Raw genomic sequence first — 20,091 nt, 5'->3', positions numbered from 1 at the left:
CTTCCGCCCTTTTCGAATCAGAAGTTTTTGGGACAGCTTAAACAGGCCGAGGGCAGCGTACCGGTAAATGCTTGATACACTGATAGGAAAAGATTTCTTATGCATTTTCCTATACCTGCCTACAATGCTTTCCGGCGACCAGCCCAGCTTGAGTTTGGATAAGATATAGTCGACATCTTTTTGATCGACCGTGCGTCTAGAGCCACAGTTTTCCCGCTTGGCATCGTAGTCGAGCTGAGCCTGCAGGGCATTATAAGGCTTACAGCGTTTTAGCTCGTAATGAATGGTGCTCTTGCTTCTTTTCAACTGTGCGGCAATATAGGAGAGCGACTTCTTTTCCAGGCAATAACTTTCGATTAGTACACGTTCCTGTGGTACGATATGGGTATAGCTCATTTGGGAACACTCCTTAGTTGATTGGCGTTAACTATTGTGTACCCACTTGAGCTATTTTAATTTACGAGCCGTTCGACTTAATATGATAATCTATATTTTTAATCCATCCAAGGATAAAATTCAAAAAAGGTACACAACATAGAACGAGGAGGCTGATTACTATGAACGGAATCATTAAGTGGATTATCATTGCGTGCTTTGCTTCAGTGTTCTATCAATACCGCTACAAACTTCTGAATGGGCTGTTGAGCAATTTCACAGTCAGGAGGATGGTGGTCCGGGCAGCCATGAGTCTTCCATGGCTCCGGAGTAAGTTTCTTGGAGCAGCATTTCGTTAGTTCTGCATAAGCTAGTAAAAGTGAAAGATGTTCATCAATAGGCAGCGTATAGAATCGCCGACAGACAAGACTGTGGTGGTGATTGCCGGCTATTATTGAGGGCATCTTTTTTATTATGTGATTTTGTAATATTGCGGCTGCCAGGTATATTGAATACCGCTTCTGCGCAAAATTTCCTCGGAAAGTCCATTTAGCCTCCCCGGCATAATAAAGCGGAAGCGCTGTTCAGCGGTGTAAAGATTTCAGCTGAACATGCCGCCGGCGCTTTTGTTCTTTGGGTCCTGATATGCTGCCGGCAGAGCATCGAGTGAGTATACTGAAATCATATGCCTTTACTTTTTTCTGTGGTGGTGATTAAGTAGAAGAAAGTCAAAATTACCTAAAAAGGCAGAGGATAATTTTTGAATGCGAATCTTAATTATTTGTACTGGAGAACGATAGATTACTTAATAGTAGAAAAAGGGTATCGGATAATAAATATGTCTCAAGATCAGCTGCAGGTTTGGCTGGAGAATTCCTCATACAAACAGGCGCCGGTCATCAGGGTGGTTCGAGAGGATCTGGATTGGGGCAATAGGCTGAAGCGCGATGTTCACCTGACAGCTTTAAATAGTGAAAAAATCAGGAAAGCCCTTAAGAAAAATAAATTGATTGTGAAAAATTTTTATATAAGCGCCTATCACCCTGTTGATGACTATGAAGCAGTGATCACACAGGACTATGTCCTGCCTCAGGCAGCCAAGACATCTGTACAGACTTCGATCATTACTTTGGACAGCCTGGATAATGATATTTATAAAGTTTCAGGCCTTTTCAATGAGGAAGCACAGTGGAAAATCAAAGAAGATCCTGAAGAGATGGAAGTGCATGTATTGAAGGAGAATGTCCTGGCTTTTGCTTCTAATAAGGCAAAAGAAGAGAAGTCGCTTTTCTCTATGGGCAGACCGCTCTTTACCTATATGTTCATTGCGTTGCAGCTTGCCGTGTTCTTCATTATGGAAATGGCAGGAGGCAGCCAGAATACAGAGAATCTTATTCGGTATGGAGCTAAGTACAATCCATTGATAGTAGAAGGAGAATGGTGGAGATTCTTCACACCGATTGTCATTCACATAGGATTCCTTCATTTATTGATGAATACGTTTGCTCTCTATTTTTTAGGGTTGGCTGTTGAAAGGATTTTTGGAAGTTCCAGGTTTTTGTTTATCTACATCTTTGCCGGATTCACGGGAACACTGGCCAGTTTTGTTTTTACTAATTCCATATCTGCAGGAGCCAGCGGTGCAATCTTCGGCTGCTTTGGAGCTCTTTTGTACTTTGGCACAGTCCATCCTAAAATTTTTTTCCGGACGATGGGAACCAATATCCTGCTTGTCATCGGAATCAACCTTGCGCTGGGATTTACTCTGCCTGGGATAGATAATGCCGGGCATATCGGCGGACTGGCAGGGGGGGCGCTTTCAGCTGCCATTGTTCACCTTCCCCGCGGAAAAAGATGGGGAGTGCAGTTGTCTGCTGTCCTTCTGTCCGCGGCTGCCATCCCAGCGCTGCTCTGGTACGGATATCAACACGGACCGGTTCTGTTCGATCCTTCCATCAGCAATGCTGAGGCCCAGGAGAAGCTCAATGCCGGTGATATCAAGGGAGCTTCTGCTATCCTTGAGGATGTCATGGAAAAGAATGAGGCTGATAAACACAGTTACTTTTTGTATTCCATCGTTATGATTAAAGATGAGCAGTATAAGGAAGCTGAAATGCTCCTTAACCAAGCTTTGGAGCGTGACAGGGATTTTCCGGAAGCTCATTATAATCTGGCTATTCTCCTTCTTGAAAGAGGTGAAGAAACTGAAGCCAGGGAACATGCTGAAAAAGCATATAATTTACAGAAGGATAACAGTCAGTTCAAGGAACTTCATGAAAGGCTGCAGGCTGATGAGCCATCGTAAGGTTCTTAAACTTTACTTGAAGAAATATCCCGTCAAGCAATTAAATAAGATGCCTCGTATTTCAAGTGACTGCTTATCTAATGGGTACAGACATATAAAAAACATATGAAAACGCACTTGAATTCTCTTGGAATTCACAGTGCGTTTATTGTTAACTCAATATATTGGCGAATTTTAATCGCTTTTTTTATGCCACTTAGTCAGCCAAGCTTTTGAATGGGCTGCTATGGCAACGGGACAGGTATCTTTTGTTGAAGAAGTACGTATTCGCCTTCTTTAGTTGTAAGAAGTACGAGCAAGTCACCAGTATCAATACGAATGAGGATTAAAGGCATCAAACTGTCTATCGGATCCACGACTTTTCCGGTATCTGTCTTGATTCCGAGAAAGTAATTTTTATATAACCCCTCCCATAAGTTTCCCACAAGCTCGTTCCACTGCAATGTTGTGAATCCTCTTGGCGGATCTGAATTATATTCGGGTAAGCGGATTAACGGGATCTGCAAGTAATCCTTGCCGCTGATGTTATATTTCTTCATTGCTTTCTCCCAATTGTATTGAAGCTGCTGGTTCGCCACCTTATCCAAAATCATCCTCCATTCTTTTTCAGCAGCGCTGTCCGGCTTTCTGAATGAACTTAATGGACTGAAGTTAGAGTCGATAACATATAGCTGATCCTCTGACATACTCTGGGCACTCGTATAGTTTTCCTCGTCCGCATGTATTTCTGAATAATGAAAAGAGACAGCCTGCAGAAGGCTGCTTTCCTTTCCTGCTGCTGTATCCTCTTCGACTATCCTGTCTGTATTCTGCTCCCATTCACTCATTTTGGATGTTAATCTTCCATTGAAAAAGAGAAACCCGATATCCTGTCTCAAATTGGCATCCTGATCAAGCACGGAAGTTATTTTCCAATTCACTTCATATAAGTCATTCACTTTTTTCTCATTCAATGTTAACAGCGTGTCGGCTGATTGGTAGCTGGCCTTTTCGTTTAAGGGAAAGAATATGATGCTTTCCCTTGCAGCGGGGTTAAACAGCATGAACACCCACCATGTGATCAATATTCCTGCTGCTCCTGCTATGATAATCAAAGATTGTTTTCCTCTCATATTGCCCACCCACTTAATCAGGTTTGTCCCTTTTAGTGACATTGTATGTGCAGGGCAAAAAAAATATGTTGACAATGTATGATTTCAACCACGGATGTCTAGTATGGTAGATATGCTTTATTTATGAAATTATTGCCAGTTCTCTCAACGGAATCGGTAAATTGATTTTGCTATACAAAAGAGGTGAACTTCCGTGTCAGATAATAAAAAAACGGTTTCTGCTTCCCTTCAGGAGAATACTGATTATTTGAAAGATCTCCTTGCGGTTGATAAAAGTTTTGATGTCATTCAGCTCGACTTGTTCTATGCCGGCAGAAAGATGGCCATGTACCTTGTTGATGGATTTGTAAAAGATGATATTATGCACTTTTTAATGAAGCTGCTTGCTGATCTTGATGAAGAGCAGCTTGATGGCGATACCCTGCAGAAGCTGATGAAAACGTATATCCCTTATGTGGAAGTAGAGGAAACCGATGACTTGAATAATGTAGCTGACATGGTGCTGGCCGGTCCAACAGCTTTGGTGGTAGATGGAGTAGACAAGGTCATTTTGATCGATGCCAGGACGTACCCTGTCAGAGGCCCGCAGGAACCTGATATGGAAAGGGTAGTACGGGGAGCGAGAGACGGCTTTGTTGAGACACTGGTTTTCAATACTGCTCTGACCAGAAGAAGAATACGGGACCGCTCATTAAGGATGGAGTATCTGCAAATTGGCAGAAGGTCCAAGACGGATATCGTTGTCTGTTATTTAGAGGATATTGCCGATCCGGCACTCGTCAACCGTATCAAAGAATCACTATCAAAGATAGATACAGACGGTCTGCCGATGGGAGAAAAGACATTGGAAGAATTCATATCCGGCAGGCATTGGAATCCCTATCCGATGGTAAGATACACGGAAAGGCCGGATACCGCTGCGGCCCATTTGTATGAGGGGCACGTCTGCATCATGGTGGATGGGTCGCCAAGCGTATTGATTACCCCGACAACTTTTTGGCACCATTTGCAGCATGCCGAGGAATATAGAAATAAGCCAATGGTCGGAGCCTATCTGAAGTTCGTCCGTTTCATCGCCGTATGGGCGTCTATTTTTCTTCTGCCGCTTTACTATCTTTTTGCCTCCCAGCCTGATTTGCTTCCTGCTGCTTTGGACTATGTAGGTCCTGATGATACAGGTGAAGTACCGCTTATCTTTCAGTTCCTGATAGTGGAAATCGGTATTGATATGCTGAGGATGGCCGCTATACATACACCGACCTCACTTGCCACAGCTCTTGGCCTTGTAGCTGCCTTGATGATTGGGCAAGTGGCAGTTGAAGTGGGCTTGTTCATCAATGAAGTGATCCTGTATCTTGCAGTCGCCGCCATAGGTACATTTGCGACACCAAGCTATGAATTGAGCCTGGCAAACCGGATTATCCGGATTGCGCTGTTGATTTTGACCGCCTTGTTTGGAGTTTACGGACTTGTGATAGGCATTACGGTATGGATTGTGCTTCTGTCGAGAATCAAATCGTTCGGTGTCCCTTACATGTGGCCATTGATCCCATTCAACTTCAGGGCAATGAGGGATGTGCTGTTTAGGTCGCCGATGCCATTGAAAAACAGGAGACCGAGGTTTCTAAATCCTCAAGACCCTGACCGTTGATAAAAAGCAGTGCTCTTATGGGTGCTGCTTTTTTCTTTTCTCTAATAACGATCCCTCAAAGAGATATCATTTATTGCAGCAAGTCTAAAGAATTTTATTGGAATAATCATGCACAGCACCTTCTAAATCATTATTACGGAAGAAACAAGGGATTTTCTTGAGAAGAGAAAGACTTTATTTTATACTGAAAGGGTTAGCAAAGCTTGAAAGACGGTGCGGAAATTGAAAAACATGTATGATGTTCAGCAATTGTTAAAAAAGTATGGAGTCTTCATTTACCTGGGTGACCGAATGGCAGATTTGGAAATGATGCAGGAAGAAGTGAGAGAACTGTATAATACAGGCTTGATCAGCGCAGCTGACTTCCAAACGTCCATGCTGGTTCTGCGGAGTGAGCTCTCGAAGGAAAACAAAAACTAGAAACAGGGTGAAATTATTGATGTCAGATAAATGGCTCGTTGGTGTGGATTTAGGCGGAACTACAACGAAAATAGCATTCATAAGTTTTTACGGTGAAATTGTACATAAATGGGAGATTCCCACAGACACCTCTGAAAATGGAAAAAATATAATAGTGGATATCGCAAAGTCAATCGACCATCATCTGGATGAACTTAAAGAAACCAAAGCCAAGCTGAAAGGTATTGGGATGGGAGCTCCTGGACCGGTTGACATGGATAATGGCATTATTTATGAAGCGGTCAACTTGGGCTGGGATAAGAATACACCTTTGAAGGACCTTCTTGAAGTAGAGACAGGACTGCCATGTGTTATCGACAATGATGCAAACTGTGCTGCTCTAGGGGAGATGTGGAAGGGTGCAGGGAATGGTGCGAAGGATATTGTAGCCGTAACATTAGGAACCGGAGTAGGGGGAGGAGTCATCACTAATGGTGATATCGTCCATGGAAGCAAAGGTGCAGCCGGCGAAATCGGGCACATTACTGTAATGCCTGAAGGAGGTTTTCGATGCAACTGTGGGAAAACCGGCTGCCTGGAAACAGTCGCATCTGCAACGGGTGTTGTACGCTTAGCTCTTCAAGCTCTTGAAAACAGTGAAGAAGCCTCTGTGCTCCGCTCTGGTTTACAGACTGGAGGAGCACTTAGTGCGAAAGAAATTTTTGATTCTGCTCGTGAAGGAGACGCCCTCGCGGTTTCAATCGTGGATAAACTCGCTTTCTATTTGGGGCTTGCGATTGCCAACTTGGGCAACGCTTTAAATCCGGATAAGATAGTACTGGGAGGAGGAGTGTCCAAAGCAGGAGAAGTCCTTTTGAATCCGGTTGATAAGTATTTCCATTCCTTTGCATTCCCAACAGTGGCATCTTCAACTTCCATCTCTATTGCTAAGCTGGGCAATGATGCGGGCGTGATAGGCGGGGCTTGGCTCGTGAAAAATAAACTTGATTGAACACGCACTAAATAAGTACTAAAGAATACTTGCTGAAGAAAGTGCTGATCATAAATGATCAGCACTTTTTGTAGTATCTAAGGAAATATAAAATCAACCTATCTTTGGAACATCTGCCTGCCGGGCTAACCAGGGCATTTCCGCTTTTTTAGGAATGAGAGAGTGGCACAGAAGAAAAAATTGGTTTACAGCAGTTATCTATAAAATTGGTGAAATTTAACTCTGGCTTATTTACACAGTCGGGAGTATGGTGGTGAACAATGAATCATTCGCCATCTAATGCAGAACTGGAATAAGTTCACTGAGAGTGTTATAATAATAGGATGGTCTAAAAAAAGACATAATATAGGGCATAATGGTTCCGTTTAAAATCATAGCTATACAAATATGCCTGCAATAGGACAGTGTTGAATTACTCAAAGAAAGATCTGCTTTCAATAAGCTGAGACTAAAGGACGCACCTATAGAAGGAATTGTTAAAATGGACTGGGTATATGGTAGGGTTTAAAAAAAAATAACCTATATTTGAAACTTTTACCGGTTTGGCTCGTCTTATATAAGGGAATTGAAAATCACCCTAATACATTAGTTTAAACTGTTTAAATTAACTTACAATTGACGGAATGTAAAAAAAGTATTAAGATATTGAATGATTATCAGGTGGAATCACCTGATAATGTAAAAATGAGTCAATATCTTCCATCAGAAAGTTGCTGCGCAATTAATCGCAGCAAGGAGGTAAAAAAATGAAAAACCTAAAAATGCCAAAAATATCACTGGTTATCATTGCTTCGGTGTTACTCTGGCTCAAAACGTATATTGTCTATCAAACTAGTTTTGATATCAAAATTGAAAATGTCATGCAGGAGTTTATCCTGCTTATAAACCCATTAAGCTTTTTGCTGTTTATTTTTGGGGTAAGTTTATTTATGAAGAATGAGAAATCGAGGGTAAGGTATATTCTGATTACCAGTTTTGTGCTTTCCTTTATTCTCTATGGAAATGTTGCTTTCTACAGATTCTTTGACGATTTCCTGACTTTACCGGTATTGATGCAGACCAGCAATTTCGCCGACTTGGGTACAAGTGCAGGTGAGATTGTCAGTTGGTCAGACTCCTTGTATTTCATTGATACTGTAATTCTTGCCTTGTTCATCAAATTTAAACCATCCATCCTGGAAGTGAACACATTCAGCAGGGTGAATAGAAGAGCTTACTTTTTTGTTGCAATCGCTCTTACGTTCTTTAATCTTGGTCTTGCTGAAGCAGAAAGACCACAATTGTTGACACGTACTTTTGACAGGGAAATACTTGTAAAAAACATTGGGACATATAACTACCACATTTATGATGCGTTCCTTCAGTCTAAATCGTCAGCACAGCGTGCGCTTGCTGACGGCAGTGAACTTGCTGACATCGATAACTATGTACGGGCCAACCATACCAAACCAGATGATGAGCTCTTTGGAGCGGCAAAAGGAAAGAACCTCATCGTTATTTCTTTGGAATCACTTCAGTCATTCCCGATCAATAACACCATGAATGGTGAAGAAGTAACGCCATTTTTGAATGATTTCATCAAAGATAGTTACTATTTCGATAATTTCTACCATCAAACTCAGCAGGGGAAAACATCTGACTCTGAGTTTATCCTGGATAACTCTCTTTATCCATTGAACCGTGGAGCGGTGTTCTTCACTCACTCTGGAAATGAATATCAATCCATGACAGACAGGCTGAATGATGAAGGCTATTTTACTTCAACAATGCATGCCAACAATAAGAGTTTCTGGAACCGTGACATCATGTATGATTCTCTTGGATACGATAAATTTTATTCAATGACAGAGTATGAAATTGATGAAGAGAACTCCGTTAACTGGGGAATGAAAGATACACCATTCTTCCTGCAGTCCGTTGAGCACATGAAACAAATGGAGAAACCTTTCTATACCAAGATGATTACGTTGACAAACCATTATCCTTTTTATCTTGACGAAGAGGATAAGTATATAAACGAGTTTAATTCAAATTCAGGTACTCTGAACCGTTATTTCCAAACTGTACGTTACATGGATGAAGCAGTAAAAGAGTTCATTCAGGAATTGAAGGACAGCGGTGTATATGATGATTCAGTGATTGTCATGTACGGAGACCATTACGGTATTTCTGAAAACCATAACGTTGCAATGAGCAAATACCTTGGAAAAGAAGTGGATCCTTTCGTCAGCACCCAGCTTCAGCGTGTACCGCTGATCATCCACATTCCGGGTATGGAAGACGGAAAGACGATTTCCAAAGTGGGCGGTCAAGTCGACCTTCGTCCAACACTTCTTAATCTTCTTGGAATTGATTCAAAAGGAGATATACAATTTGGATCAGATTTATTCTCTAAAGAGCATGAGGACTTGACTATCTTACGGGATGGCCGTTTCATCACAAAGGATCACGTGTATGCCGGCGGCGAGTGTTACAACAAAGACACTGAGCAGCCAGATGACATGAAATTCTGTGAACCTTTGATTGAAAGTACTCAGCAAGAGTTGAACTACTCTGATCAAATCATATATGGAGACTTGCTTCGATTCTATGAACAAAAAAATGCAGCTCTTTCTCCTATAGAAGAGTAACCAAAAGCCTGCGGATGGCCCGCAGGCTTTTTTGTTGTGTTTCGGGAATTAAAAATCACCCTCTTTGGATAAATTTAAGCTATATTATTCAAGTCCAGCTTTAATGCCTAGCCCCTCGGGATCAAATGTTCCAAAGAGAATAAAAGGGAAGACGGCCTTTTTTTTCTTTGGAACTTTTGCCTGTCGGGGCCGATCAAGCGCTTGCGCTTTTGTTCCTAAAAAGAACGATTACCATTATAGGGTTGAGCATTTTGACTGTTTTAAATCCAGCCCCTTTTGTCCGTACCGGCTGGGTGGGCCTAGTCCCCTAGGGGGCACTTAACCTAAGAGAATAACAGGGAAAGCCCTTCTTTTTTCTTGTCATTAAACTTCTTTTGCAACATACATGTAGTAAGAGAGTGTGATTACAGGGGGTATGAACATTGGAAGTACAACTTAGAAGAGGCGATACTTTTTACTATTACAGTCAGCTGTTTTATCTTCCTCTACAGCTGATTATTGATTCTAACTCTGACATGGCCGGCAATAGTCTGCAAATCGGTCAAACCGTAAGTATTCCCGGTTTCTATATCGGAAATTATACAATTAGGCAAGGGGATACCTTTTGGGGAATAGCCAGGAGAAGAAACCTGTCAGTTGATGCGCTGCTGCTGCTCAATCAAAGTCTGAATCCCAGTGCCTTGCAGGTTGGAGATGACATCAGCATCCCGCTGCGGATTACACAGCCGGTTGTAATGGGGCAGCAGGCTTACTCTTTTGGGATATTGGATCAGGATATCAAAAGATTAAAGAATGCCTTTCCTTTTATTAGAGTTAACGAGTTCGGTGAATCTGTCCTTGGAAAGCCTCTATATGAAATACAGATTGGAAATGGAGAGAAAAAGGTTAATATTAATGCCTCCTTTCATGCTAACGAGTGGATTACGACCCCGATATTAATGCGGTTCATGAATGACTACTTATTATCTTTGACCAATCGGGGGACCATCAGAGGGGTGGTTATTGAACCTCTGTATTCAAGTGTTACCCTTTCCCTTGTTCCGATGGTGAATCCCGATGGTGTGGATCTAGTGATAGAGGGGCCGCCGCCAGCCCTCAGGGAGGAACTGGTTGAGTTCAACAAGGGAAATACGAATTTTTCTGGGTGGAAGGCTAATATCAATGGTGTCGATTTGAATAATCAATATCCTGCCAAATGGGAGTTGGAGAAGGAAAGAAAAGAGGAAAAAAGTCCTGCTCCCCGTGATTTCCCGGGCTATAAGCCATTATCGGAACCTGAAGCAATAGCAATGGCTGAATTGGCAAGGGACGGAGATCTCGACAGGGTACTCGCCCTGCATACCCAAGGGGAAGAATTTTATTGGGGCTTTGAGGGGATGGAGCCTCCGGAATCCGAGATGCTCGCAGAGGAATTCGAAAGAGTAAGCGGGTACCGGTCGGTTAGATATATAGACAGTTTTGCTGGATACAAAGATTGGTTTATCCAAGAGTTTCAGCGTCCAGGTTTTACTATTGAACTTGGAATGGGCATCAACCCGCTGCCTCTATCTCAGTTTGATCGGATATATGAGTCGGTTCTTGGGATTTTTCTTGTATCAATCTACCGATAAGGTGTATTGCAGATTGTTATATTAGTAAATGCGAGGTAAAATGTACTATAGTCTTTTTCACCTGTAAAAGGTTGTTCAGAGGTCAAACCCTGACAGCCTTTTTTTAGGGCTGGCCAACAAGAGAACGTTCATTTCAGTTTATTTGGACTGCCGGAAAGTTACGCACAAAGATAGAAGTGTTCAATCACACTTGTCACCTCGTGGAGGGGGATGAGTAATGTTTAAAAAAATTTATCTAATTCTTTTAAAAACTTGAAACATTTTTAGTGAAATAACGTACTAATTAGTAGAAAGAAAAATTGGAGGAGGGAATAAATATGAATAAAATACATAGGCTGCTTTTACTTTTATCATGTTTATTTCTCTTAGCCTCCTGCAATGGTGATCTTCCTGATAATAAGCCGGAAGAACAACCTGTTTCAAAGAAAGAACAAGTGGATGAGCAAGAGGCTGCCGAAAAAGAATTGATACCTCTTGCATTGGAAGAGAACTCATTTCAGAGAGTTATTGATTGGATTGATAATGACAGGGTCTTAATTTTATCTAAATCAGATAATGAGAACCTGTTAATAGATTATAATATTTTCAGCGGTGAACAAAAGCAGTTGTTTTCAGATGAGGAAGTCATTGTGGATGCCAAGATAAGTCCTGACAGACAAAGGATTTTAGTTCACAGTTCCCCTCTTACGTATTCGGCAGCCATGACGGTAATTGACCTGGATGGAAATATGATTTTTCAAGAAGAAATCGACTCGTATGAATTGGCTTTTGAGTGGAATGGAGACAATACCGATCTGCTTTTCGTAACCAGCTTTGCAGAAGACTGGACCTTTGAGACTTTGCTGGCAGATCTTTCGGAAGGAACCTTGTCAGCGGTGGAATCACCTCAGCCGTTCATTAAGTGGCACACAGAGAACAGTTTCCTCTTCCAAGATTGGTCTGAGGAGAGCATTAGTCTTACAGCTCCATTATATTCCCGGAACTTATACACAAAAGATAAAGTGCTTGTTGAAGAAGAAACAATTCATTTTAATACAATTTCCCCCTATATCTTATCCATTTCAATGGACGAAGTAACAGAAGGGAATGCTGTTTATCAATTTATAACAGAAGAAGGAACGATAGCTTCTTCTACTGAACAGCCCCTGCTGAGCAGCTATTCTAACTGGATGATTCCTTATTATGATAAGATAGATTCTGAACATGCACTCGTCTCTTTCGCTGCCGGTGAATCCATGCCTGAAGACACCTATCAGGGGGCCTTCACTTTGGAAAAGTGGGATTTGAAAACGGGTCAGCGGGAAGTCATCCTGTCCGGAATTCAAAATGAACCTCTCCAATGTTCGCCATCAGGTGACTATTGTTTAACTGGATATGATTTAAGGCAGGCCGTCGATTTACGGACTAAAGAGACTGAAGATATAATTACCGTTAAATAGAAAGGATGATTCAATATGGCCATAGTGGATGTTACCGTTATCCCAATCGGAACCGCGACACCAAGCGTAAGTGATTACGTTGCTCAATTGCAAAAAATACTGAAGAGACATGAAGAACAGGGAACTATTTCATTTAAACTTACTCCGATGAGTACTTTGATAGAAGGTGAGCTGTCAGATTTGTTCCGTGTGGTGCAGGAAATTCATGAGGCGCCTTTCGATGAGGGAATTCAAAGGGTTGCAACGAATATCCGGATTGATGACCGCAGGGATAAAAAAAGGAAAATGGAAGATAAGCTGGCTTCAGTCGAAAGCAAGATGTAAGGATGCCGGTATCTTGCTTGAATATTGAATAAAAAAATGGAGCCGAAGGGCTCCATTTTTTTAGTGTCCGCCAGGATAACCTGAGTGAAGGACGGTCATGATCGTGAACCAGCCAAAAACGCCGAGTGTTCCTACTCCGAAAAGAATGCCTAAAGCATTTTTGTTTTTCAACGCACTTATGCTGCCGAATAGAGCAAGCAAAGTCACTAGAGCTGTAATAATAACAAAACCCATCGGTCAAAACTCCTTTCAAATTAATCCCCTTTTACCATAAGTCCCAAAAGTGAGATAATATAATTAGCATATGTAATAATGTGCACTTACATATATTTTATATTTTTTTAATGCATTTGTACAGTTCAAATGTTTGACACTTCTTTGTCCAAAATCATTTCTCTTCTTTCCTCTTTCAATCAATAGCAAAAACTCTGTAATAACTGGGAGATAGAAAAAGCGGGGAGAATCTGCCTTCTTTAGACATCTTCTTTGTAATTATTTTAATATTATATCAGGTTTGATACAATTAATTAAACGATATTTTGGAGGCAGTGCTGATGAAGTGGAAGAGATTACCTTTAGGTCCTTTGCAAACGAATTGTTATTGTTTATGGAATGAAAAGAAAGAATGTATAATTTTTGATCCCGGTGAAGAAGCGGGAAAATTGAATAACTGGCTGAAAGACAATCGATTGAAGCCTCTTGCAATTCTGCTGACCCATGCACATTTTGATCATATCGGTGCAGTCGATAAGGTCAGAGAGAAATACGATATCCCTGTTTATGTTCATGAAAAAGAGGCAAAGTGGCTCATGGATCCGTACTTGAATGGTTCTCAGCACTTCGCAATGAGCAGTTTGTTAAAAATCAAACCTGCAGAGTACATATTAACCAATGAAAAGACACTATCCATAGGGGATATCACATTAAAGTTATTCTTAACACCCGGGCATTCACCTGGAAGCATCTCCTATTATTTTGAAGAGGAGGGGGTCGTGTTTGCAGGTGATACTCTGTTCAAGGGAAGCGTGGGAAGAACGGACCTGCCTGGCGGAAACTCTGGGGAGTTAATAAAAAGCATCCATAATCACCTGCTGACTTTGCCGGAGGATACAATCGTTTTATCAGGCCACGGACCTGAAACTACTATAGCGGATGAAATGGATACCAACCCATTTTTAAATGGCTTTTAAAGGGTCTTATCACCCAAAGGCCTTTTTAAACAGAATCTTTCGGTTCAGGCTGCATGGATTCGCGTGCAGCATGTGCTGGTTCTGGAATAAATGGCGAACATAAAAAAATCCTTAAAGCTAAAAGCTTTAAGGGTTTTTTTATTAGTGCGCTGCGCCTGGCGTCATCATGAAAACAGTCCAATATGTGAAGCCGGCAAAAAATACAGTTAAGTATCCGAAGAAAATATAAATATACATACGCTCAGATAATTTCAAGTAACCCAGCAGAATGAAGAATCCTGTTTGTCCTAAAAAGATCAGTGAAGTCGTTTTCATATCTCCAAGGAAAAACATGACTGCAAATATTCCAGTCCAAAATCCCAATACTCTGTACATACGATCCATATGTATCCCTCCTTTGCACCCTCAGTCCATCAATAAACATTATAAAGGAAAAATCCATCAAAAGTAAATAATCTTTGTTGCCAGTTTGTGACGATTACGTAAATAGGCTGCAGAACTCTTCTGATTTTATATTAATATACCCTTCATACTCGTTGCTTTACAATAAAATATTATTTTTTCTATAGTTTTTTTAAACGAAAATATAAGAATTTATGGATTTGGCTGCCTAACACATTAGATTAATCCACAAGAGGCCTTTCCAGTAATCAGGCTGTGTGTATCCATGAAGGCTGGCCATGAATAAGGAGCAGCCTTTTGGAAGTTGTCTCTTGAATGATGCCCTTTTTGGTATATAAACTCAGCGGAAAAAATCAGAAAAAAAATAAAAACAACAAAACAGGATAATCTGGTGTACATTAGTTATACATGTGGTATACAATTAATATATAATTTGTATAAGCTGAATCTAGGGAGGGTGTAAGGATGAACAAATTGACGTTTTTTACGTATCCCAGTTGTACATCGTGCAGAAAAGCAAAGAAATGGCTGACTTCAAATGCAATAGATTTTGAAGAAAGACATATTTTCAGGGAAACTCCGACTACACAGGAGATTATAGATTTACTTTCAATGACCACAAATGGTGTGGATGAAATTCTCGCAACGCGCAGTCAAAAATATAAAGCACTGGGAGTTGAAATAGAAGACCTCAGTCTCTCTGAAGTTGTAAAACTGATTTCAGAAGAGCCCAAGTTGTTGAGAAGGCCACTGCTAACTGATGGAAAGAAACTTGTAGTGGGTTATGATCCCGAAGGACTGAGAAGTTTGACTAATAAAAGATCAGTGTATGAGCTGACTATTTAGAAAAAACTTCTCCCTTGTCCATTGGAATCTTTCCTCAATCCTTTTGGATAGCCGCCAGCACATCTCTTCATTTTCTTGTCCCTTATTTTAAAAAGGCTCTTTTCGAAAACTTAGTTGCTATTATACTAAATCCGAAAAATAACCCTATTAAGAGAGAGCCAAACTGGTAAGACCGAAAAGAAAAGAGCTGCTCTCCCTTGATAAGAGTTAAAACTCTTAGTATCCGGGGAAAATCCGCTCTTGGTTTTTTTTCGAAAGCAGCAATATATGCGAAAACAGCCTTTAAAAGAGAGGAAGGCTCCTTTGCAGGAATTTTCCTCTCTTTGTTTTGGCTCTTTTTGTAAACTATGGCCATATTTAAGTGGAAATAACCTAATAGAGATAAACACCGATTCAAGGTTTTTCCGAAAGCAACAATTTATGAGAAAACAGCCTTTGTTCAGTGAATACTGGGCTAGCTGGATTCGAACCAACGCATGTCGCAGTCAAAGTGCGATGCCTTACCGCTTGGCTATAGCCCATTGATTAGTGCTGCTTTCAATACTAGTATGAAAAAAAATAAAAAAAATATACAAAAAAAGAAGGGGAAATTAAAATTTTGTCGAATTTCTGTATTGAATAAATGAAAGGTGGTGCAGCCAATATACTATTCCATTGAAGCCCTGGCTGATTCTATGTTGAAAAAAGCTGTTACAAAGAACGTCACAGACATCCACTTGTTTCCACGAAAAGATGATTACCTCATGCAGCACAGAAGCAATGGGATCCTCACTCCCAATATCAGCATTCCGATTCCTGAAGGAGAACGATTGATTTCCCACTTTAAATTCATGGCTTCCATGGATATAGGTGAAAAAAGAAAACCTCAAAGCGGGTCTTTCACCTTCCGAATGATGGGAGGACCGCTCGACCTCCGTGTTTCCACACTGCCTACTACCGGCCTGAAAGAAAGTCTTGTCATTCGAATCCTTCCTCAGCAGTTGAACGTGCCTCTCGAACGATTAGCCCTGTTTCCATCTTCAGCACGAAAGCTTCTGGCTTTATTGATGAACTCCCATGGCCTCTTAATTTTCACAGGGCCGACTGGTAACGTCATGTAGATACTATAAAACAATTAATTAAAGTGCACCTTAGTAATTACCACGAGATCTTTTCCAACTTTATTCCGTTTGTACTTTGGAGGCTGGGGAACGAGCCTGTATTCTATTCTCCGTATAAACCGAGAAATGAATTCTTTTTTCTCAATCCTTGTAAGAGCATAAAAGGTTTGGTTAAATGTAAATATGATCTCTTTGATGGCTTCTGTATCTACAACTACAGGAGCCTTTATTTTTTTTATCTTTTCTTGTAGATCTTCATGGGCATCGGAAGTTTCCCTCATGCGTTTTTCAAATTCCTCATCAGTGATTAAGTCATTTGCCCAAGCACGCTGATATTTTTCTCTCTTTCTTTCCACATGTTTTTTTTCTTTCAGAAGCTGTTCACGTTCATCATTTTTCTTGATTGGAGGTACCGGTTGAAGCTCATTCAATATTACATCTTTCATGTAGTGCTGAAGGGCCTCGATAAATCGTTTTTCATCGATGGTTTTCATTTTACGTCCTTGCTTATAACATCGCTGGCATTTATACATTATCAAGTAGGCATCATTTCTTAAATTTCTATTGACGGATAAAGCCTGCCCACATTCATGACAGGACAGAAGGGACTGGAATAAATAAGTGGTCTTAACATCTCTTTTCTGATTAATAGAGCGGTCTTCTAAGATCGTCTGCACCTTTATGAATTCATTTTTGCTGATGATTCCCTCATGGGTGTCCTCAAATACTTTATCATTCCATCGCGTAGCTCCATATAAAGCGGGATTCCTAAATACCCTCAGTACTCCCTGGGCATGCCAATTTCGATGGTTATAAGATTGGTTAAGGTATTCAGCTATCTTTTGGGCTGAAGAGCCTGATTTTAGCTTATCAATCATTTCTAATACTATTTGGGAGTCTTGGTTCTTAACTAATCTTTCTTCAGGTGAAAGGTCAAAACCAAACGGCACATTACCCACACGTTCTCCTTCAGATACCTTTTCTTCTAGGGCCATTTTAATACGCTCCGATAAATTGTCTGTTTCCCATTCAGCAAGCGCGGCCACTATGGTGATAAAGAGTTTCCCCATAGCTGTGGAAGTGTCATAGGGTTCGGTGGCTGACTTGAAAGCACACTTGTGTGTTTCCAAAAACTCCAATAGTTTATGGAGGTCTTTTACCTTTCGGGTAAAACGGTCTAGCCGGTAAACTAAAATAGTTGAGATAGATCCAGCTTTTATGTGCTCCATCAGTAACTGCAGTTGTGGCCGATTAGTGTCCTTGGCTGAAACACCTTCATCAACATAATACTTAAAATCATTCCAACCCAAAGCCGTACAGAAGGCTGTGAGACGTTCTCTCTGTGCGGAGATGGAATATCCCTCTTTGGCCTGTTCAAGCGTACTGACACGAATATAGATTCCTACAGTCATCTTTTCACTCCTTTCTTTAATCATGATATATGAGTTTATTTATATTTTGTCGTGTTAAATGATTCCATAGCATAGTTTGAAGACCTTCTAAGAATCTGTGATATTCTTTTTTCTGCTAATTCAGGAGTGACTCTAAACAATCGGGCAGTCTCTTCTATGCAGCCAGGTTCCTCGAAAGGGATGTATTTTATCATGTGGAAAGGAATAGCTGCATAGAGGGTAAAAGCAGTTGCATCCCATTCCTGTAGTTCTCTGAAAGGATTGGGCATATTACTCTGGACGCCTGCATGCCTTTGAATGTGACAGAACTCATGAAAGAAGGCTTCACGTTTCTCTTCTTCGGTTAAACCGTTCTCCAAGGAGATGACACGGCATCTCCCTACTATGTAATGAGTCGTTTTTAACTTTGAAGCGTTGATGAAGATGTCAAACCTTCTGGCGATGTATTTAATATTTATGTGCGAGGGAAGAGTGATTCCCATTCGTGTGTACTTTTTTGTGATCCAATCTTCCAGTATGGTTGTTTTGTAGTAGTCCAAGCAGCTCACCTCAAAGAACATTATACAAACAAACGTTCGCTTTTTACAATAAAAAGAAAAAGTCCAGTATCTGGACTTCAGGATCTTTCACTTGCGCATATTAATTTATTTCACCTATTAATTATCTTCGTTTTCTCTTTCTTTAGCCATCTCCACAATTGCCTGGAACTGTCTCTCTAATAACTTAATATCCCCAGGGCTGAGTTTCTTCCAATCCTCAATATTGAAGAATCCCATTTGTTCTATACCGTACTTTTTAACGAGTTTGTTTATTTCATCAAGAGGATCAAAATTATTTTCAGCTGATTCTTTTATGTAATTACCAAGAAGGAAATCTGTTGATACCTCATATAAATTAGCAAAGGTTAAAATCATATCGGTGTCTGGCTTTCGATAATCTCTTTCATATCCGGACAATGTGGAATTGGAAATTTTCAATTTCTTACACACTTCTGTTTGAGACCAGCCTTTTTTCTCTCTAGCCATTCTCAGTCTATTTCCTAATGTGGACATAATAATCCCTCCCCATCCCATAAAGCAATTTTACCCCTTTTGCACAAATAAGAATTATTTTTGTGCGAAATGCCAAAATAATGTTGACATACGCAAAACGCACAAATATAATGAGGTTAAGTAAAGCGCGTAACGCGTAAAAGAAAGAGGTGAATATCGTTGGAACTTGGCAAAAAAATTCGTTCACTAAGAGAAGCTAGAGGAATTACAGCAACGTTTATAGCAAAAAAGTTAGGTTATAAATACGTTTCTAGCTATACGCGATTAGAAAACGGAGACTCTAACATTAGCTTAGAACAAGCCAAAAAAATAGCAGATATTTTGAATGTTGATATAAATGATTTTTTTTATAAAGAAAATTTACGCGAATCGCACAAAGAAGATTCAGCTTAGTTTATTAGCATTCCCACCTAACGCCAATTTATAGGAGGTGTTCATCCTGGTCCGATTAGATATAGAAGTCGAGCCGCCGGATATCAGCAAGGAAACCATGAAGGAAATGTCAGCTTTCTTCTTGAAGACGTCCATTCCTCGGATCCTTGCTGACATGAAGAAGACTAAAGAACAGGAGGAAGAAGTTAAATGACGGAAGTTATTCAGGCAAAACCTTTAGTAATTGCAGTCGATGGAGTAAAGACTCCTGACTACGTGTTAATTGAAGAATTATATGGTGATGAATTTCGAAGTGAGATCCAAGAAAATGTAGACTACTGCAATCGAGAAAATAAAGATTGGAAAGTGGAAATTCTTGCTGATTTAGGCACCAGTATTACACAAGCGATTGTATTTGCTACTTCTTCTTATTGCTATCTCTATGATGTCTCGTTAAGACGCAAAAAGATTAACGATAGACAATTTATCGGACGTGTTGATTCCATGCTGGTTCTGAAAGTCATGAATAGCATCAAAAATTAATGAGCTGCAAAGCTCACTTCTTTTTACGCTTACTCGCGAAAAATGCTGTAGAAGCAAGTCGAAAGAGTAAGAGTTTAGCAGAATAGCATTTTAATTGTCGGAAAGTGTAGTGGATAACCAGTTCGGAAGATAACTAGTTCATAAAAGGATGTGAACAAGATGGGAATCAGTACAGAGATTATCAACTATATAGCTGATGGAGATTTGCACTCAAAGATGAATGATGTGGAGCACTCTACCAGCTTAAGAGAAATCGTAACGGTAGCTTATATGATCGAAAACCCGGCGGAATAATAAGTGGAGATCACCTTAAAGGA

The 20,091-nt window shown here is 40.5% G+C and carries 23 protein-coding genes and 1 tRNA gene; 16 read left to right on the top strand and 8 right to left on the bottom strand.

The genetic code is table 11. The features are described 5' to 3' along the window. On the bottom strand, nt 1–396 hold a 396-nt coding region (locus FZC78_RS19420), incomplete at its 3' end, for a helix-turn-helix domain-containing protein (protein ID WP_148941733.1). A gap of 161 nt (nt 397–557) precedes the next feature. Here FZC78_RS19420 and FZC78_RS23880 point away from each other — a divergent pair. Next, nucleotides 558–734, top strand: a complete 177-nt coding sequence (locus FZC78_RS23880) for a hypothetical protein (RefSeq protein ID WP_187445021.1) — start codon at nt 558–560, stop codon at nt 732–734. A 401-nt stretch (nt 735–1,135) separates the two neighbouring features. Continuing rightward, nucleotides 1,136–2,680 carry a rhomboid family intramembrane serine protease gene (locus tag FZC78_RS19415; RefSeq protein ID WP_187445020.1) on the top strand — a complete coding sequence of 515 codons (1,545 nt, stop codon included), beginning with the start codon at nt 1,136–1,138 and terminating at the stop codon, nt 2,678–2,680. 224 nt (nt 2,681–2,904) lie between these two features. Here the strand turns inward: FZC78_RS19415 and FZC78_RS19410 are convergent, their stop codons facing one another. Beyond that, nucleotides 2,905–3,792 carry a hypothetical protein gene (locus FZC78_RS19410; protein WP_148941732.1) on the bottom strand — a complete coding sequence of 296 codons (888 nt, stop codon included), beginning with the start codon at nt 3,790–3,792 and terminating at the stop codon, nt 2,905–2,907. Between the two features lie 193 nt (nt 3,793–3,985). Here FZC78_RS19410 and FZC78_RS19405 point away from each other — a divergent pair, with 193 nt between their 5' ends. The 7 genes from FZC78_RS19405 (at nt 3,986) to FZC78_RS19375 (ending at nt 12,857) form a co-directional block, all read left to right on the top strand. Beyond that, nucleotides 3,986–5,443: a spore germination protein gene (locus FZC78_RS19405; RefSeq protein WP_148941731.1), complete on the top strand. Its 1,458-nt coding sequence runs from the start codon at nt 3,986–3,988 to the stop codon at nt 5,441–5,443. 222 nt (nt 5,444–5,665) lie between these two features. Further along, complete coding sequence (locus FZC78_RS19400; protein ID WP_148941730.1) at nt 5,666–5,863, top strand: YqgQ family protein; 198 nt, start codon at nt 5,666–5,668, stop codon at nt 5,861–5,863. A gap of 19 nt (nt 5,864–5,882) precedes the next feature. Then, the gene (locus FZC78_RS19395; protein WP_148941729.1) at nt 5,883–6,854 is read left to right on the top strand and encodes an ROK family glucokinase; all 972 of its coding nucleotides are present in this window, start codon (nt 5,883–5,885) and stop codon (nt 6,852–6,854) included. A 746-nt stretch (nt 6,855–7,600) separates the two neighbouring features. Then, on the top strand, nt 7,601–9,484 hold the full coding sequence (locus tag FZC78_RS19390) for an LTA synthase family protein (RefSeq protein WP_148941728.1): 1,884 nt from the start codon (nt 7,601–7,603) through the stop codon (nt 9,482–9,484). Nucleotides 9,485–9,906: 422 nt separating this feature from the next. Next, nucleotides 9,907–11,094 (top strand): M14 family metallopeptidase, encoded by a 1,188-nt coding sequence (locus FZC78_RS19385; protein ID WP_148941727.1) that lies wholly within the window; start codon nt 9,907–9,909, stop codon nt 11,092–11,094. A 317-nt stretch (nt 11,095–11,411) separates the two neighbouring features. Further along, entirely contained in the window at nt 11,412–12,533 is a 1,122-nt protein-coding gene (locus FZC78_RS19380) for a hypothetical protein (RefSeq protein WP_148941726.1), read from the top strand. A gap of 15 nt (nt 12,534–12,548) precedes the next feature. After that, complete coding sequence (locus tag FZC78_RS19375; protein WP_148941725.1) at nt 12,549–12,857, top strand: MTH1187 family thiamine-binding protein; 309 nt, start codon at nt 12,549–12,551, stop codon at nt 12,855–12,857. A 60-nt stretch (nt 12,858–12,917) separates the two neighbouring features. Here FZC78_RS19375 and FZC78_RS19370 read toward each other — a convergent pair whose 3' ends face one another. Beyond that, entirely contained in the window at nt 12,918–13,091 is a 174-nt protein-coding gene (locus FZC78_RS19370) for a DUF2759 domain-containing protein (RefSeq protein WP_148941724.1), read from the bottom strand. A 320-nt stretch (nt 13,092–13,411) separates the two neighbouring features. On the opposite strand from FZC78_RS19370, the gene FZC78_RS19365 reads away from it, so the two are divergent. Next, a complete protein-coding gene (locus FZC78_RS19365; RefSeq protein ID WP_148941723.1) occupies nt 13,412–14,047 on the top strand; it encodes an MBL fold metallo-hydrolase in 636 nt (211 codons plus the stop codon). 141 nt (nt 14,048–14,188) lie between these two features. Here the strand turns inward: FZC78_RS19365 and FZC78_RS19360 are convergent, their stop codons facing one another. After that, nucleotides 14,189–14,431 (bottom strand): DUF2626 domain-containing protein, encoded by a 243-nt coding sequence (locus FZC78_RS19360; protein WP_006837891.1) that lies wholly within the window; start codon nt 14,429–14,431, stop codon nt 14,189–14,191. A gap of 483 nt (nt 14,432–14,914) precedes the next feature. Between FZC78_RS19360 and FZC78_RS19355 the strand changes: the two genes are divergently transcribed. Continuing rightward, nucleotides 14,915–15,295 (top strand): Spx/MgsR family RNA polymerase-binding regulatory protein, encoded by a 381-nt coding sequence (locus FZC78_RS19355; RefSeq protein ID WP_148941722.1) that lies wholly within the window; start codon nt 14,915–14,917, stop codon nt 15,293–15,295. A gap of 449 nt (nt 15,296–15,744) precedes the next feature. On the opposite strand, the gene FZC78_RS19350 is transcribed toward FZC78_RS19355, so the two are convergent. Continuing rightward, nucleotides 15,745–15,816 (bottom strand) — tRNA-Gln (locus FZC78_RS19350). 111 nt (nt 15,817–15,927) lie between these two features. Between FZC78_RS19350 and FZC78_RS19345 the strand changes: the two genes are divergently transcribed. Continuing rightward, nucleotides 15,928–16,395 carry an ATPase, T2SS/T4P/T4SS family gene (locus FZC78_RS19345; RefSeq protein ID WP_252183690.1) on the top strand — a complete coding sequence of 156 codons (468 nt, stop codon included), beginning with the start codon at nt 15,928–15,930 and terminating at the stop codon, nt 16,393–16,395. A gap of 14 nt (nt 16,396–16,409) precedes the next feature. Here FZC78_RS19345 and FZC78_RS19340 read toward each other — a convergent pair whose 3' ends face one another. From FZC78_RS19340 to FZC78_RS19330, 3 genes are all read right to left on the bottom strand, one after another. Then, the gene (locus FZC78_RS19340; RefSeq protein ID WP_187445019.1) at nt 16,410–17,807 is read right to left on the bottom strand and encodes a recombinase family protein; all 1,398 of its coding nucleotides are present in this window, start codon (nt 17,805–17,807) and stop codon (nt 16,410–16,412) included. 35 nt (nt 17,808–17,842) lie between these two features. Further along, entirely contained in the window at nt 17,843–18,346 is a 504-nt protein-coding gene (locus FZC78_RS19335) for an ImmA/IrrE family metallo-endopeptidase (protein ID WP_252183689.1), read from the bottom strand. Nucleotides 18,347–18,463: 117 nt separating this feature from the next. Continuing rightward, entirely contained in the window at nt 18,464–18,859 is a 396-nt protein-coding gene (locus FZC78_RS19330; RefSeq protein WP_187445018.1) for a helix-turn-helix domain-containing protein, read from the bottom strand. Between the two features lie 159 nt (nt 18,860–19,018). Here FZC78_RS19330 and FZC78_RS19325 point away from each other — a divergent pair, with 159 nt between their 5' ends. The 4 genes from FZC78_RS19325 (at nt 19,019) to FZC78_RS24625 (ending at nt 20,068) form a co-directional block, all read left to right on the top strand. Further along, entirely contained in the window at nt 19,019–19,252 is a 234-nt protein-coding gene (locus FZC78_RS19325; protein WP_187445017.1) for a helix-turn-helix domain-containing protein, read from the top strand. 37 nt (nt 19,253–19,289) lie between these two features. Further along, the gene (locus FZC78_RS23875) at nt 19,290–19,445 is read left to right on the top strand and encodes a hypothetical protein (protein ID WP_187445023.1); all 156 of its coding nucleotides are present in this window, start codon (nt 19,290–19,292) and stop codon (nt 19,443–19,445) included. Continuing rightward, a complete protein-coding gene (locus tag FZC78_RS19320; RefSeq protein WP_148941717.1) occupies nt 19,442–19,774 on the top strand; it encodes a hypothetical protein in 333 nt (110 codons plus the stop codon). Before FZC78_RS23875 ends, FZC78_RS19320 begins: the two co-directional genes overlap by 4 nt. 159 nt (nt 19,775–19,933) lie before the next feature. Further along, nucleotides 19,934–20,068 (top strand): hypothetical protein, encoded by a 135-nt coding sequence (locus tag FZC78_RS24625; protein ID WP_286365508.1) that lies wholly within the window; start codon nt 19,934–19,936, stop codon nt 20,066–20,068. The last annotated feature ends 23 nt before the right edge of the window (nt 20,069–20,091 follow it).

Origin of the sequence: Rossellomorea vietnamensis, from assembly GCF_008180415.1 — a bacterium.
Classification (GTDB): Bacteria; Bacillota; Bacilli; order Bacillales; family Bacillaceae_B; genus Rossellomorea; species Rossellomorea vietnamensis_C.
This window is presented reverse-complemented; position numbering and strand designations above follow the sequence as displayed.